Here is a 14793-nt window from a genome sequence, read left to right on the forward strand (position 1 = left end):
CATATACTATAATTAATAACTTAATCATATGCGTTAACTTAAGTCTGAGGCTGAGTTTGAGTTTGAGGTTAAGTCAACCATTAAAACCATAAGGTCTTAGGTTTTACTTAAACTTAGACTTGGACTTAAACTTAAGCTTAAGCTATATAACGTGTATGGTAACTGATTATTATTTTTAATAATTAGACTAGGAAAAGGTGAATAGGATGGTGAAAATGGATAAAAACAATCCAATTGTTTTATTTGATTCTGGGGTAGGAGGATTAACGATTGCTAAGGAGGTAATGAGTGAATTCCCTAATGAAGATATTATTTATTTTGGTGATACAGCTCATCTTCCTTATGGTTCTCGTCCTCAAACTGAGGTTAGAAGGTTTGCATTCGAAATTATAGATTATTTCTTAAAGTTAGAGGCTAAGCTGGTGATTATTGCTTGTAATACTGCAACTGCTGCTGGGCTTAAAGCTGCACAAAAAAGATTTGAAGTTCCAATTATTGGCCCGATTAAACCTGGAGTAAGAGAAGCCACTTTAGCTACTACCAATAATAAGATTGGAGTAATTGCTACTGAGGGAACGATTGAAAGTGGTGTGTATCAAAGAGCCTTGCAGACTCAATCAGCAAATGTTGAAGTTTATGCTCAAGCTTGTCCGAAATTCATTCCTTTAGTAGAAGCAGGAGAGCTATATAGTCAAAAAACCAAACAGATTGCTCAATATTATTTAGCTTCTTTGGTAAAAGAAGAGATTGATACATTATTATTAGGTTGCACTCATTTTCCTTACTTAAGAAAGGTATTGAAGGAGGTTGTAGGTGAAAGTGTTAATTTAATCTATCCTGGTCGGGGAATTGCTTTGCAAGTAAGGGATATTTTAGAAAGTAAAGCTCTATTAAATTCTAATCAAATTAAAGGAAAAAGAGAATTCTATATTAGTAATTTAGATAAATTATCAGCTAAATTTGTGAAATTGGGGAAAGAATTTTTGAACTTTAAAGAATTAAATTTTAAAGAGCTTGATTTATGGAGCGGCTAGCTTTAAGCTAGCCGTTTTTTCGTTGGTTTTAAGATTCTGTTCTTACTTAAATTTAACCTGAACTAATTTGTTTAGTGGTAAATTAGTTCTTTTAAATTTTTGATGTATAAGAATGTCATAAGTCAGGAACAATACGTAGTAAGAAATTTAATTAAAGGAGTGAGAAGTATGGAGTTAGAAGAGTTGACAAAAAAGGAGCAAATTATCAATTATGCTCGGCATGACCCTTTCTTAAAGATCAGTGAAATAGCTGATAATGTGGAAACAACTCCACGTTATGTAAGAACTATTCTATCTGAAGCTAATATTTCTTTAATGGAGCTACGTGAAAAACATGCTCGCAATATGGAACAGCGCTTAGAAAGAAAAGAATATAATTTACAGAAGGCAACGGTTCAGTTATTGAAAGGGAAAGGTAAAATTGAAGTAGGTGAGATTAATTTTAAGAAGATTGAGGATGTAGAGGTTGATGAATTGGTTAAAGTATCTGAAGAGGAAGATTTATATAAGATAGTACAAAAGAAGTTGGTTGATGGAAACCCTTATGGGTTACAAGAAGTTATTACTTATTTAAGTAGTAATATTAATCAACAAAGAATTGCTGATTTGGATTCATTATATGAGTTGTTTAATGATAATGGATTGGATAACTTAAAATTTAGAAGTAATGTGATGCAGGTAGAAAAGGCTAATCCAATGTTAGCTACTAAACTTGGTTTAGAACAGAGTGAACCAGTAATTAAAAGTCAACGGGTGATCTTAATTGATAAATTACCGATAGCAATAGAAAATTATTATTTTGATGCAAATAGTATTCAGCTTATTTTTCCGGGTGAGTTAGTAGTTTAGTATTGACTTTTAGATTAATTATGATATAATTAGCAGTGGAGTTTAAAAGCCGAGGTGGCGGAATTGGCAGACGCGTAGCGTTGAGGGCGCTATGGATATTTTATCTGTGTGGGTTCAAATCCCACTCTCGGCACCAATTTTTATTAAACTACTTAGAAATGAATAAAATACATTTTCATAACTTAATTTGAATTTAAACAGCATGCTCCCTTTGAGGGGTATGCTGTTTTTGTAATTGTAGAGCTATGTATTAATTAGTAGTATAAAGTTAAATATAATTACAATAATGTGGCACTTTTGATTTGGCGGGTAGAAATGATATTTGTAGGGGCAGGTCTCTGTGCCTGCCCATGTTAAATCACGGGCGACCACGGAGAGTCGCCCCTACAAAAACACATTCTTTTACGAACGAAAAGTGCCACTGTATATCAATAAAATTTCAGAATATTAATCTGAAATTTTATTTTTGAATATTAAATAGATTAAGGGTAATTATAATAAATAATAAGTAAAATAAGGAGGGTAGAATGAAGAAACTACTAGTATTTTCATTAGTATTGCTGATAATTGGAATAGGAACTATTGCTTATTATAGTCAGGCAGAAGTTAACTTAGAAGAAAGTCATGCAGGGACTCCTAGCTTTTGGAGTTTATCGCCTAGCGTAAGGTTGATGGCCAGAACTGTTTATGCAGAATCTAGAGGAGAGCCTTTTTTAGGACAAGTAGCAGTTGCAGCAGTAATCATGAATCGAGTTGAAAGTGAAGATTTTCCTAATACAATATCAGGGGTGATCTATCAACCTTGGGCCTTTACACCTGTAATGCATGGACTTATCTGGAATGTAACACCAGGGCCAGAAGCGGTAAGGGCAACCGTTAATGCTTATAATGGTTGGGATCCAACTTATGGATCTGAATATTTTTATAATCCAGCTAAGATAACTTCATATTGGGTTACTACTCGTCAAACGGTACGTAGAATTGGTAGCCATGTTTTTGCTAGATAGGGGGGATAATTTTGAAAAAGAGATGGTTGACAGTAGCTGGAATTATTTTAGCAGTAGCTATTACAGGGTATTGGGGTCGTAATATGTACCTATCTTATCAACAGATGAGAAGTGAAGTAAATAATAGGTATGAAAATGCTTTTCAAGGTTTAAATGATCATATTGATGATTTGGAGTCTGAATTAGGGACGGTATTAATTGCAGATGCCCCGGATAATTTAGCAGTAAATTTATCTAATGTTTGGGAATCTGCTTCTGGAGCTCAAGAAGATATAGGAGAGATACCAATAGCTAGTGATTCATTAGATAATGTAAAAGAATTATTACAGAAGACAGGACAATATGCTAAGCATTTAGAGAAAGAAGTTGTTGATGATGGGATAGACGAAGAAGATAGAGAGGTTATTAAAGAACTTCACAATAAAATGGGTATAGTAAATCGCAACTTAGAAACAATTCATGATGAAATGGAACAAGCAGGATTTAGGTGGAATGATAAGCGCAGGGTAAAGATTGATGAGGATGAACAGAGGTTTTCTATTACTCCTTTAGCTGGATTATTAGACTTAAGAGATAAATTAAATGTTGATGATATTTCAATTAAGTTAAAAGAAGTCTTACCCTCAGGAGTTATAGATTTTGAGCCTCAAGATTTAATTACAAGCCTATCTCAAATTGAAGGAGAGGAGATTGATCAAAACCAAGCAGTTCAGATAGCTCAAAATTTCATTAGAAATCCAGAGGATTATGAGTATGAAACAATTGCTAATGATAAAATAGATATAGAAGGTGAAGTAGTAGAAGCTCATGTACCTGCACATACTGTTAGAGCAGTTAATACTGCTCAAGCAAATGAAACGATCTTTTTTGATATTTCTAAAGTGGGTGGAAAAGTAATCTCCTTGCTTAATCAAAGGGGAGTTGGACAAGCACAAATAGATGAAGAAGAAGCTCAAGATATTGCAATTCAATTTTTAGAAGAAAATGAATTTGGGAATTTAGCTATAAGTTCTTCTAAAAGGTTCAGTGATATTATGCTACTATCTATAATCCCAGAGCAGAATGATGTTTTAATCAAGCCAGATGCGATTAATATAGAATTAGCTTTGGATAATGGAGATATAATAGCTTATAATGGATTGGACTATATTTTGAATCATAGAGAAAGAGAAGAATCTAAATTACAAGCTAATTTAGATTTAGAAGAAGCTGAAGAAAAGGTCAGTAATGATTTAGATTTGATTAGGGAGCCAAGACTTGTCTTAACAAAGGTAGAAGGTGAAGAGGTTCTTTGTTATGAGTTTATTGGTAGGATCACTGAAGAAGGTACAGGTAGTTATCTAATTCAGATCAATGCTAACACTGGAGAAGAAGAAGTTATTAAGAGTATTGATCAAGATTTTTATAAAAATGTAAGCTAAGAATATTGGCTGTCTTTAGGCAGCCAATATTTTTGTATTTTATAGTAAAAGCAAGGAAAGGGAAGAAAAAACACGATATCTTATAATAATGACTTGTCTTGGCGAAAAATAAATTTGAAGTTTTAAATTAAATTATGTATACTAGTAACTGCTGATGCAGAAAAGGGAGTTATTTAATGAGGGCGAATAGCTCAGTTGGGAGAGCACCTGCCTTACAAGCAGGGGGTCACAGGTTCAAGTCCTGTTTCGCCCACCATTTATACTTCATTAAACAATGAAGTTTGAATATTTAATAATATAGTTGAAAAGCATAAAAGGTTTGAATTTAGCTTTTAAATTATTCAATATTAGATATTAAATATTAAGTGTTTTTTCTGTGGGGACGTGGTGTAATTGGTTAACACGCCGGCCTGTCACGCCGGAGAGTGCGAGTTCAAGTCTCGTCGTCCTCGCCAATTAGTTCATTGAATAATGAATATTTAGTATTTAATAATACAGTTCAAAAGCAACAAAATTAAATTTAAGAAATTAAAATTATTCAATATTAAATCTTAGATATTAATTGCTTTTTATGGCGAGATAGCTCAGGTGGTAGAGCAGAGGATTGAAAATCCTCGTGTCCCCGGTTCGAATCCGGGTCTTGCCACCATTTATAGTTAACAGTAAATATTGTGCGAAAGTAGCTCAGCTGGCAGAGCGTCTCGTTGCCAACGAGAAGGTCGCGGGTTCGAATCCCGTTTTTCGCTCCAAATACGAGGTGGCATAGCCAAGTGGTAAGGCCGAGGACTGCAAATCCTCTATCCCCAGTTCAAATCTGGGTGCCACCTCCAAAATAAAATATGCCGGGGTGGCGGAATTGGCAGACGCATCGGACTTAAAATCCGATGGGACTTTCGTGCCCGTGTCGGTTCGAGTCCGACCCCCGGCACCATTTTTATTAATAATTAAATAATATGGGAATATAGCTCAGTTGGGAGAGCGCTACGTTGACATCGTAGAGGTCAGTGGTTCGAGCCCGCTTATTCCCACCAATCATAAACCTAGTTATACCAAGGCTTTAGAGGCTTTTGGTGGAACGGGTCTTTTTTTATTTGTGGGGGAGTTCGCAATAATTACGCAATAATTATTTTGAAGCTTAATTTTCTAGGATATTATCGAGTTGTTTTACGGCTTCCTTTTGCATAGTAGGAATTATATGAGAATAGGTATCTAATGTTTGATTAATTGATGAGTGCCCAAGACGTTCCTGAACTATTTTTGGATGGACTCCTGCTTTTAACATTAAACTTGCATGTGTGTGCCTTAGATCGTGTAGTCTGAATTTTTCTAATTGAATCTTATCTGTTAGTTTTTTAAATTGCTTACTAGCATAATCAGGGAGATAAGGGTTACCATTTTCTTTAAGAAAAATTAAATCATAATCATTGTTATAAGAATCAGCTAGGCGTAGTTTGTTTTCCTTTTGTTGGATTTGTCTATTCTTTAATATTTGAACTGCGTTATCATTAATATCTATAGGTCTTATACTTGAACTTGTTTTTGGTTCTTTAAATATCAGTCTTCCTCCACTTAGCATAGAGGCTGATTGTCTTACATCACTAGCGTTGCATCGAAATTTTAGATGAAATATCCATTGAAAAATAAAAACTCCTTTGATTAAATGGATAGGTGTGTGTCCCGCACAAAATCCATAAAATCAAAGGAGAATGAAATTATGAATAATTGTATCACACCATTAAATAAATTTCTAGATGTAATTGGCAAAAACTTTTTGGATAACTTGGTAGATAAATATAATTCTGATTATAAAGTGCATAAGCTGACAACTAAAACTCACCTAATGTATCTGCTTTACTTTCACCTTAGTCAAAAAGAAAGTCTAGAAGACTTTGTCACTGACTTAGAAAGTAATGAAGGATTAAAGAAAATATTGCCACAAATAAGTGTTTCCCAATTATCACGAAAAAATAAAGATAGACCTTATGAAATATTCTTTGAAATTTTCCAACACTTATTTAGTAAACTTAAAGGTAAAGTGGGATTACGCAAAGCTTTAAAAGAGATTGGTTCAGTGAAAATTATAGACTCATCAACAATCAGTTTATGTTTATCATCATTTCCTTGGGCTAAGTTTAGAAAAACTAAAGGTGGAATTAAACTCCATACCTTATATGATCTAAATACTGAAGCTCCAGAGAATATAATAATCAGTAATGCTATTGTTCATGATAAAGAAGTCTTTGATAACCTATCTTTAAATCCTAGTTACACCTATATTTTTGATAGAGCTTATATTGACTATCAAAAGTTTGATGATTTTGTTGAGGATGATATCTATTTTATAACTAGGTCTAAATCTAATGCTAAAATTGAAACTGTTAGAACAGTAAAACTGACTGATAAAGATAAAAAAGCAAATGTTCTATTAGATGCTACTGTCATTTTAGGTAAATATAATACAGAGAAAAGAATGAAACATAAATTGAGACTAATTAAAGTTAAAACTATTGATAGAGATGGTAATGATAAAGAAATTAAGATTTTAACTAATCGTTTTGATCTACCAGCTCATATAATAGCTCAGTTATATAAGGAACGCTGGGAAATAGAGTTATTCTTTAAGTGGATCAAACAACATCTTAAAATCAAAAGATTCTTTGGTCAAAATAAAAATGCCGTTTTAACTCAAATTTATAGTGCTGTAGTTTTACTTTTAATTTTAAAATTGATTAAAAAACAAATTAAGTTTAAAGGTTCTTTACTTAAACTGACTAGAATAATCAAATATTCTATACTCAGAACTATTAATAGCACATTTAGCTGGGAAAATTGGATCATGAATAGTTAATTTTAAATAATCTTCTATTCAACTTTAGAGTATTATAATTTCTAAGTTCAATATGTTCCATATATTGATTTTAGATGCTATATTGGTAATTATGAATTAGAAAATTATAATTTTAGCTAATCCAAATTTTCAATTTTAGATTTATTTTTTTCAAATAAATCAAACACTTAAATTTATTAATTAATGATTATTACCTGAATTTAACAATGCAACGCTAGTGGTCTTACATGAATTTTTTTATTTTTAAAATCAACATCTTTCCATCTAAGGGCCAACAATTCGCCCCTTCTCATACCTGTAAAGACTGCTAGGTATAAAAAGTCATATAACCAGCCATCTGCTGCTTCTAATAGGATGTTTACTTCCTTTTGGGTCATAGCTTGTATCTCCGGTTTATCTGGACTTGGTGGGCTAATAGGATCAGCTGGATTAGTATCTATTATCTGTAGCTTAACAGCATATTTAAGTACTTGGTTAAGAACTGTATAATGTCTCTTAACTGATTTTTTGCTTAACCCACCTTTTTTACCATCCATTCGACCATTCTTCAATTTCTTTGAGAGATAACTTTGAATATGCATAGGTTTTAAATCTGATAGATTGATGCTACCTAATAAAGGTATTATATGAGTGTTGATTATAATATCATAATATTCTTGGGTTGATTCGGCTAAGTTGATTTCGCAATAATCTTTATACCATTTATTCAGTAGTTCTGCCAGCGATAGCTTGGAAGGTTCTATATATGTTCCGTTTTCGATTTCATATTCTAGCTGGTGCATAACTTTTTTAGCATCTGTCTTATTTCCTTTGACCGTTTTGTAGATATATTTGTACTTGCCTGTAACAGGGTCTCTGCCTTCACTTACAACTACTTGATAAGAGTTCTTACCTTGTTTTCTAATATGTCCCATTATAGTTCATCTCCTTTCTAGATTATCTTTTGGTTATTGAGCTTAGGTTATTCTTTTTGTTATAACTACAACTCTCGATATTTTTAAATAAAAACCAACAAAGTAAAATATTTCTTAAGAGGATAAAAAATAAAAGAACTACTTGTCCTAGTTATAAAAAGTATTTTCATAAGGAAGATTTAATATTTCCATTTTGGTTACCATTGCTTGTTCAGAGACTTGGAAGTGATTTTTGAGCTTTTTGATATCCCCGCTATATTTATAAAAAGCTTGTTTTACTTTGTTACGAGGTATTAAAAGTTCACTAGCACAGATATTAGCCTCTTTTTCATAGTTTGGCTTATCTTCTTCGGGGTGGGTTTGAAGAATAGTATTACAATGTTTTAGTAGAATATGGGCCAATTCATGGGCTATATTAAACCGTAATTGTTCTCTTGTTTGATTGGCACTTACAATGATTAGTTTTTTATCTGAATTAAAGTTATCATTATAAACTAATGCTCCTTGTCCTTCAAAACTTACATAAGCTATTTTAACTCCTAAAATTTGGGCTGCTTTTTCAAGGTCAATAGGAGTAGTTAAGTTATTCATTTTCAAAAATTTTCTTGCTGTTATTTCGGCTCGTTTAAATATACTCATAATTAAAGGCCCCTTTCTCTATTAATTTTATTAAAATATTATAGATAGATAATAGGGGCTATGTTTTATTATTCTTATCCCGTTCATCTATAACTACATCATCTTCTACAAAAGCTTTAATTACCTTGATTGCTTTTGCTAGATCTTTATTTGTTAAGCCACGACTTTCTCTTAATAACATCAATTGTTGCTTGTTTTTAGCTGCATCCCATAAGAAGTCTAACTCCTCAGCTGAAAGCAATTCTAGAACTCCTTTAGGTACAATATCATTTAAATTTTCTGTTGGTCTTTTTATATCTGTGCGGCCAAGAAGGTAATCTACACTAACCTTGAAGTAGTCTGCAATCTTTTCTATTGTCTCATAATCAGGTTGTCTTTTTCCTGATTCATACAAAGATATTGTTTGTTGTGTTAAATTTAAATCTCTGGCTAATTCCTTCTGTAAAAGGTCACTTTCTGTACGTAGCTTTTTTATTCTCTTTCCTATCATAGCAGTACCCCTTTCTTATTCTTATTTTATTATACAACTATATGTAATAAAAATAAAGTTATAACAACATAATGAAATATTTTTTTGCTTATTCTCTTGACAAACAACAAAATGAAATATATACTATATATAAATACAACAAATAGAAATGTGAAAGGTAGGATTGATAATTTATGCCAGCAAGAGAGTTATTGATTTCGAAACGAAAGAGTAGGAATTGGTCTCAAAATGATATTGCTCAAAGATTGGGTACAAGTCAACAGAGTATATCTCCAATTGAAAATGGAAGAAGGGATCCAACTATTCGGTTAGCTAAAAAGTTTGAATTATTATTTGATGAACCGATGGAAAGTTTGTTTCCCGATATTTTTTTGGGAATTAAAACAACAAAGTGCAATGTTAAAATTGGCAATAGTTAATTATTTAAGTTAATGCCCAAACAGAAAAGGTATTTCTTTAATTTATAATATCCAAAGCCAAGGAATTATATAAGAGAGGGGAGAGTTGGTATGAAAGCTTTAGAAATGAAAGGTATTACTGAAGTTGTTGGAAGAGAGGTTCCAGAGATAGGAGGAGGGTTTGGGGTTGATAAGAAGAGTATGTTGGCCCGAGATATTGCAGAGTTTCATAATAAGGAGTTAATTCATGTTAATGAAGCAATTAATAATAATCGATATAGGTTTATAGATGGTGTAGATATTATTGATTTGAAGGGTTCGGAGTTTGTTATCGATTTGGTCGATAACAATATATTATCCAAAATGCAGGTTGCTAAGTCTAAGAATATTTATCTGCTGAGTGAAAGAGGTTATGCAAAGTTGATTAAGATCTTTAATGATGATTTAAGCTGGGAGATCTATGATAAATTGCTCGATGAGTATTTTGAGATTAAAGATGAGGTGGAAGTTGATGATGAGTTAGCTTTGGCCTTGCAGCTTAATAAGCAGATTGGAATAGCTCTTCAAGAGATGGCAGTACATAAGGTGGAGATAACAGAGGTGAAAGAAGATGTTAGAAGGTTAGCAGACAAGGTTGAGTTTGAGGTCTTGGATGAGGATGTAAGGGCCAGTGAGATAGCTCATCATTTAGGATTGACGACTGCTAAGAGTGGTAATGCACATAATCAACTTGTTGGAGCTATAGCTAAGGGGTTAGGTTTTAAGGTTGGTTATCAAAGAAGGTATAAAGATGAGTATATAAAGATTGTGGAGCATGAGAGTTTTTATCAGGTATATTACAGACCTTCTGGTGCTGATAGGATAATTAATTGGTTTGAGGAGAATAAGGATATTATCTCTTATCAGGAGTACTATAGCCAGATTAGTAAGTATGGAAATGAGGGTGACTTAAAGGAGAGGGGTTATATTGTTAATGGGGTCAAATATAAGACCTATATTGCTAAGTATAAATAAAATTAAGAAGTGGGGTGGAAGAATTGGGACTATTAGAGAGTATGACAGAGGGAATAGTTAGTCAGCTAGAAAGAATAAGTGAGAGGTTAGATAGACTTGAAGAGAAGCCAGAGTATAATACTGATATTAAGATGTTGACTGTTGAGGAGGTGGCAGAGGCTACATCATTGAGTGTGCCTAATCTGTATGGATTGATAAGGGAAGGTAAGATTCCCTGTGTTGAGGTGGGGAGAAGAAAGCTGATTCCAAGGAGGCAACTTATAAAGTGGATAGGTGATAATATGAAGAACTCGCCTGTTGGCCCAGGCGAGTTCAAGTAAAGCATTTACTAAATTTAAGATTATCTAAATTATATCAGAAAAGGGGAGGGAGTACAATGGTTGATTACTTTGATATTACGATAAGAAGGATTCAAAAGAACTGTGATAGATATAAACAGACTGGGGAGAAGGCTAAGGGAGTTGTCCGATAAGGATTTGGAGTGGTTAGCTACCAGTTATTTGGCCCTTATTTATTAACAAGAGTCTCTGGTTAGTCAGTATATTAAATTATAGGAGATGGGTGATTAGATGAGTAATTTACTCTTGGATGAAAGTCCTTTAGTTATTCAGCAGGGTTTAGCTAAAAAGTTGGGTTTAAATAAAGCGATAGTAGTTCAACAGCTACATTATTTAATTAAGAGAAGAAGGGAAGAGGATCGGGATAGGTACTTTCATAATAATCAATGGTGGGTCTATAACTCTTATCAAAAGTGGAGGGATAAGTTCTTTGCTTTCTGGAGTGCAAGGACTGTAAGGAGGATATTTAATAACTTAGAGGATGATGGGATATTTATCTCAGATAACTTTAACCTTAAAAATTATGATAAAACCAAATGGTATAGTATTGATTATGAGAGATTAGAGCAAATTTTGGAAGATAAGGATGATGAAAAAAAGGAGGAAGAGGACAAAAGAGAAGGAGTAAAACCTAGTGGACAAAATGGACATAGGGGGGCTGGTCAATCTGACCATACCCCTATGGACAAGTTGACCAAAGGGTATGGACAATCTGACCAAAGCAATACCAAAGAAGTCACTAAGAAGTCTTACAAAGATAGTAGTAGTATAGGGGAAATCTACGAAAAAGTCTTTGGGAGGACTATAAGCAGACACCATTTAGAGATATTGGAGAGCTTTGTTGAGGATCTAGGTAAGGAAGTAGTTATTTTTGGTTTGGAGTATGCCAGTTCTCAAAATGCTAAAACAATTAGTTATGTTCAGAGGGTGCTTAATGACTGGGTGAAGCAGAAGGTGAGTTCAGTAGAGGAAGCCAAGCAGCAGATAAAGCAGTTCCAGAAGAATAGGAAGGGGAGTAGAAGAGATGGAAAAGCTCCAGGAGCTAATAGATCGAGCGATGGAGAAGGTGGACAGGGACAAAGCAGTAGACTTGCCCAAAAAGCAAGAAAGCTTCTTAGAGAAGGAAAAGTGTCCTTACCAGAGGTGTAATGGTGATGGATTTGAAATGGAAGAAGAGGGTGGGAGGTTGGTAGCGGTTGAATGTGATTGTCGGGAGTTAAAGTTAATCAATACAAAGCTGAAGTTTGCTAGGATAGATCAAGAGTTCTGCGGAACTATGATTAGCGATTATAAGATAAAGGGTTATTATAAGAAAGAATCTTCAATTGAGAATGCTATGATCTGTAAGAAGTCGGCAAGTGAGTATGTGCGAAGGTTTGGAGAGATGAAAGCTAAGAAGAAGGGGCTTTACTTTCATTCTAAGAGAGCAGGTAGTGGAAAGACCTTGCTAGTATCGGCAATAGGTAATGAATTGATTAGAAGGTATAAAGCACAAGTTAGATTTGCAACTGCTGGTGAATTACTTGATGCTATTAGAGCTACCTACAATAAAGATTCTGAGCTTAAGACTCATGAATTAATAGATGCAGCTAAGAAGGTGGAGGTCTTGATAATAGATGATTTAGGTCAACAGAAGGTAAAGGCAGATACCAATGATCATCTCTTTGATATCTGCAATTATCGGATTAAGAGTGATGTGGTGACGATATTTTCTAGCAACTGCAAGATTGAAGATCTGCCTTATGATTATAGAATTAAGAGCAGGATTCAAAGGATGGCTATACCTATTCAAGCACCAGAAGAGAGTGTGAGGGAGAGTTTAGCCGAGAGGGAGAATGAGGAGGTACTTGATAGTCTACTGACAGGATAAGGGAATAGGAAATAAGGCGAGAGCACATTATTTTCGTGGGGGTGTTTTAGAGTGAAGAAGCATAAAAAGTTAATTGGGGTTTTGCTTGAGTATAGGAAGTTGAAGCGGAGAGTGGAGGCTATTGATATACAATTGGAGTATAATCAGCAAGCGATTGATTATGGAGTGCCTAGGGTACAAGGTGGGGGGAGTTGTGATCCAGTTTATGAGGTGGTGGAGAAAAGGGTTGATAGTGAGTTGGCCCGGGAGAAGGAGGAGAAGGAGAGAATTATTAACTTAATAGAGGTTGGGCTGAAGGTTTTGGATAAAGAGGTAGAGTTTCCTTTAATCGAGGCTAAGTATCTTCAAGATAGTGTTCAGAGGGATAATATGATCTATAATAGCACCAACTTTCCTTATTCGGCTAGTCAGTATTATCGGGTGAAGAAGAGGGCACTAAGGAAGCTGGATGATAATATCGGAGATTTATTGTGATCTGTTTTAGAAATGTTTTCTTTGTTTAGAATAATACGTTATAGTAATAGTACCATTATGTGGATGTGATAACTATGAATGATAAACTTAAAAAGGAAGTTGAATTTTTGCGGAAAAGGGTGGTTGAAGAGGCTGGAGATAAGGATTTATTAGATAAAGGTGTACAGGCTGTTAGTTGGAAATTGGCTAATAAAATTGTTGAGATGATAAAAGGTGATAGTTAGTGGGCTAGCCTTTTACAGGAATTATATAGTTCCCATACTAAAAAGTTTAGAAGATTTTGTTTATGATTTAGAAAATAGTAATCAACTAAATAAAGCTTTACTTAAAATAAGCAAATATCAGTCATCTCGTAAAAATAAAAATAGTTACTGTAATAGCTTACTTAGTTAGAAAAAGAAGGGTCAATACCCTTCTTTTTTTGTGTTTAACTATATAATAGTTGTGTAATTTCTAAAGAAAAAACAATACTATTGACTAACTAATTTTGTTGCTAATTCAACAGCTTCTTTTGCATTAAGAGAGAAGCCGTCAGCTCCGATCTTCTTCCACAACTTTGGATTTTGACTGAAGATATATCCTCCTACTATTATTTTGATTTTTGAGTTAGGTAGAGTAGATCTAATAGCTGTAATTAAATTTTTAACAGCTTCAATGTTATAAGACATAGTTGCAGAGATAGCAATTAAATCAATATCTAGACTTTGAAGAGTGGTTATTAGGCTGTTAGTAGGGAGGTTAGATCCTAAATAATATGTCTCCCAGCCTTTTAAACTAAGAAGATCTGTGATCATTCTAATTCCAATATTATGAAATTCGCCATTGGCTGAAAGAGAAAGAAGGGAATAATTTTCTTGAGCTTCAGAATTAATTCTGGGACAAATTTTAGACATAATTGATTCTGTTGCAGCGGTAAAGTAATGTTCTTGAGCGACAGTAACTTCATTTTTTTCCCATAAATCACCAACAGTTTTTAATGAAGGTTCAAAGATATCTAAGTAGATTTCTTCAATTTTTACTCCATCAGCTATAGTCTTTTGAATCAACTGATAAGCACTGTGCTCTTTTCCTGCTAATAATCTATTTAAATACTCTTCAGCTAATGGTGATAAACTATTATTATTTATGGTAACTTTAGTTGATAATTTTTCTATATTTTTTTTATTATCTGTTCGAGCCAATAAATAATCTAAAGATATGTTAAAATAATTAGCAATTTGGACTAATACTTTTTGATTCGGGAAGCGAATTCCCTGTTCATAGTTAGCAATGGTAGTTTGAGCTAAATCCAGTTTATCTGCTAAGTCTTTTTGGCGTAATTTCTTTTCTTTACGTAGTTTTTTTAGTCTTGATGCAAAATCAGCCATTGTATTCTCCCCTTTTAATTTGATAAGTTACCATCATTATAATACAAAATGTGTATATAAGCAACTCAAAACGTGTTAATAACTTGACATATTTCGTAATGAGTAGTATAATGAGTATAATAAGGGAATA

17 protein-coding genes and 8 tRNA genes are annotated in these 14793 nt (G+C 33.4%); 20 read left to right on the forward strand and 5 right to left on the reverse strand.

The features are described 5' to 3' along the window. Nucleotides 1–215 precede the first annotated feature (215 nt). From murI to ACKF5P_RS01710, 12 genes are all read left to right on the forward strand, one after another. Complete coding sequence (gene murI, locus ACKF5P_RS01655; RefSeq protein ID WP_408955782.1) at nucleotides 216–1034, forward strand: glutamate racemase; 819 nt, start codon at nucleotides 216–218, stop codon at nucleotides 1032–1034. Nucleotides 1035–1202: 168 nt separating this feature from the next. After that, on the forward strand, nucleotides 1203–1883 hold the full coding sequence (locus ACKF5P_RS01660) for a UTRA domain-containing protein (RefSeq protein ID WP_408955783.1): 681 nt from the start codon (nucleotides 1203–1205) through the stop codon (nucleotides 1881–1883). Between the two features lie 48 nt (nucleotides 1884–1931). Beyond that, nucleotides 1932–2019 (forward strand) — tRNA-Leu (locus ACKF5P_RS01665). A 391-nt stretch (nucleotides 2020–2410) separates the two neighbouring features. After that, nucleotides 2411–2890, forward strand: coding sequence for a cell wall hydrolase (locus ACKF5P_RS01670; RefSeq protein ID WP_408955784.1), 480 nt, complete (start codon nucleotides 2411–2413; stop codon nucleotides 2888–2890). An 11-nt stretch (nucleotides 2891–2901) separates the two neighbouring features. Next, a complete protein-coding gene (locus ACKF5P_RS01675) occupies nucleotides 2902–4311 on the forward strand; it encodes a PepSY1/2 domain-containing protein (RefSeq protein WP_408955785.1) in 1410 nt (469 codons plus the stop codon). A 180-nt stretch (nucleotides 4312–4491) separates the two neighbouring features. Further along, nucleotides 4492–4567: transfer RNA gene (locus tag ACKF5P_RS01680), tRNA-Val, on the forward strand. A gap of 122 nt (nucleotides 4568–4689) precedes the next feature. Next, nucleotides 4690–4766 (forward strand) — tRNA-Asp (locus ACKF5P_RS01685). A 118-nt stretch (nucleotides 4767–4884) separates the two neighbouring features. Next, nucleotides 4885–4960: transfer RNA gene (locus tag ACKF5P_RS01690), tRNA-Phe, on the forward strand. A gap of 24 nt (nucleotides 4961–4984) precedes the next feature. Beyond that, nucleotides 4985–5060, forward strand: a tRNA-Gly gene (locus tag ACKF5P_RS01695). 7 nt (nucleotides 5061–5067) lie between these two features. Then, a tRNA-Cys gene (locus ACKF5P_RS01700) sits at nucleotides 5068–5141 on the forward strand. Nucleotides 5142–5152: 11 nt separating this feature from the next. Further along, nucleotides 5153–5242: transfer RNA gene (locus ACKF5P_RS01705), tRNA-Leu, on the forward strand. A gap of 24 nt (nucleotides 5243–5266) precedes the next feature. Continuing rightward, nucleotides 5267–5342 (forward strand) — tRNA-Val (locus tag ACKF5P_RS01710). A 104-nt stretch (nucleotides 5343–5446) separates the two neighbouring features. On the opposite strand, the gene ACKF5P_RS01715 is transcribed toward ACKF5P_RS01710, so the two are convergent. Beyond that, nucleotides 5447–5887: a site-specific integrase gene (locus tag ACKF5P_RS01715; protein WP_408955786.1), complete on the reverse strand. Its 441-nt coding sequence runs from the start codon at nucleotides 5885–5887 to the stop codon at nucleotides 5447–5449. 138 nt (nucleotides 5888–6025) lie between these two features. Here ACKF5P_RS01715 and ACKF5P_RS01720 point away from each other — a divergent pair, with 138 nt between their 5' ends. Further along, complete coding sequence (locus ACKF5P_RS01720; protein WP_408955787.1) at nucleotides 6026–7159, forward strand: IS4 family transposase; 1134 nt, start codon at nucleotides 6026–6028, stop codon at nucleotides 7157–7159. A 200-nt stretch (nucleotides 7160–7359) separates the two neighbouring features. Here the strand turns inward: ACKF5P_RS01720 and xerC are convergent, their stop codons facing one another. From xerC to ACKF5P_RS01735, 3 genes are all read right to left on the reverse strand, one after another. Beyond that, nucleotides 7360–8073, reverse strand: coding sequence for a tyrosine recombinase XerC (gene xerC / locus ACKF5P_RS01725; protein ID WP_408955788.1), 714 nt, complete (start codon nucleotides 8071–8073; stop codon nucleotides 7360–7362). Between the two features lie 147 nt (nucleotides 8074–8220). Further along, the gene (locus tag ACKF5P_RS01730; protein ID WP_408955789.1) at nucleotides 8221–8712 is read right to left on the reverse strand and encodes an ImmA/IrrE family metallo-endopeptidase; all 492 of its coding nucleotides are present in this window, start codon (nucleotides 8710–8712) and stop codon (nucleotides 8221–8223) included. Nucleotides 8713–8770: 58 nt separating this feature from the next. Continuing rightward, entirely contained in the window at nucleotides 8771–9202 is a 432-nt protein-coding gene (locus tag ACKF5P_RS01735) for a helix-turn-helix domain-containing protein (RefSeq protein WP_408955790.1), read from the reverse strand. A gap of 173 nt (nucleotides 9203–9375) precedes the next feature. Here ACKF5P_RS01735 and ACKF5P_RS01740 point away from each other — a divergent pair, with 173 nt between their 5' ends. The 7 genes from ACKF5P_RS01740 to ACKF5P_RS01770 all read left to right on the forward strand — a co-directional run bounded on the left by ACKF5P_RS01740 (nucleotide 9376) and on the right by ACKF5P_RS01770 (nucleotide 13520). Next, nucleotides 9376–9621 carry a helix-turn-helix transcriptional regulator gene (locus tag ACKF5P_RS01740; RefSeq protein WP_408955791.1) on the forward strand — a complete coding sequence of 82 codons (246 nt, stop codon included), beginning with the start codon at nucleotides 9376–9378 and terminating at the stop codon, nucleotides 9619–9621. A gap of 90 nt (nucleotides 9622–9711) precedes the next feature. Then, entirely contained in the window at nucleotides 9712–10614 is a 903-nt protein-coding gene (locus ACKF5P_RS01745) for an ORF6N domain-containing protein (RefSeq protein ID WP_408955792.1), read from the forward strand. Between the two features lie 23 nt (nucleotides 10615–10637). Continuing rightward, complete coding sequence (locus tag ACKF5P_RS01750; protein ID WP_408955793.1) at nucleotides 10638–10934, forward strand: helix-turn-helix domain-containing protein; 297 nt, start codon at nucleotides 10638–10640, stop codon at nucleotides 10932–10934. A gap of 249 nt (nucleotides 10935–11183) precedes the next feature. Then, entirely contained in the window at nucleotides 11184–12101 is a 918-nt protein-coding gene (locus ACKF5P_RS01755; RefSeq protein ID WP_408955794.1) for a DnaD domain protein, read from the forward strand. A 16-nt stretch (nucleotides 12102–12117) separates the two neighbouring features. Further along, a complete protein-coding gene (locus ACKF5P_RS01760) occupies nucleotides 12118–12822 on the forward strand; it encodes a DnaA ATPase domain-containing protein (RefSeq protein WP_408955795.1) in 705 nt (234 codons plus the stop codon). Between the two features lie 51 nt (nucleotides 12823–12873). Then, nucleotides 12874–13296: a hypothetical protein gene (locus ACKF5P_RS01765; protein WP_408955796.1), complete on the forward strand. Its 423-nt coding sequence runs from the start codon at nucleotides 12874–12876 to the stop codon at nucleotides 13294–13296. Nucleotides 13297–13370: 74 nt separating this feature from the next. Further along, the gene (locus tag ACKF5P_RS01770; RefSeq protein WP_408955797.1) at nucleotides 13371–13520 is read left to right on the forward strand and encodes a hypothetical protein; all 150 of its coding nucleotides are present in this window, start codon (nucleotides 13371–13373) and stop codon (nucleotides 13518–13520) included. A 246-nt stretch (nucleotides 13521–13766) separates the two neighbouring features. On the opposite strand, the gene ACKF5P_RS01775 is transcribed toward ACKF5P_RS01770, so the two are convergent. Further along, nucleotides 13767–14663 (reverse strand): cobalamin-dependent protein, encoded by an 897-nt coding sequence (locus tag ACKF5P_RS01775; protein ID WP_408955798.1) that lies wholly within the window; start codon nucleotides 14661–14663, stop codon nucleotides 13767–13769. Nucleotides 14664–14793 lie beyond the last annotated feature (130 nt).

The sequence above is a fragment of the Natroniella sp. ANB-PHB2 genome (assembly GCF_046097105.1).
Taxonomy (GTDB): Bacteria; Bacillota; Halanaerobiia; order Halobacteroidales; family Halobacteroidaceae; genus Natroniella.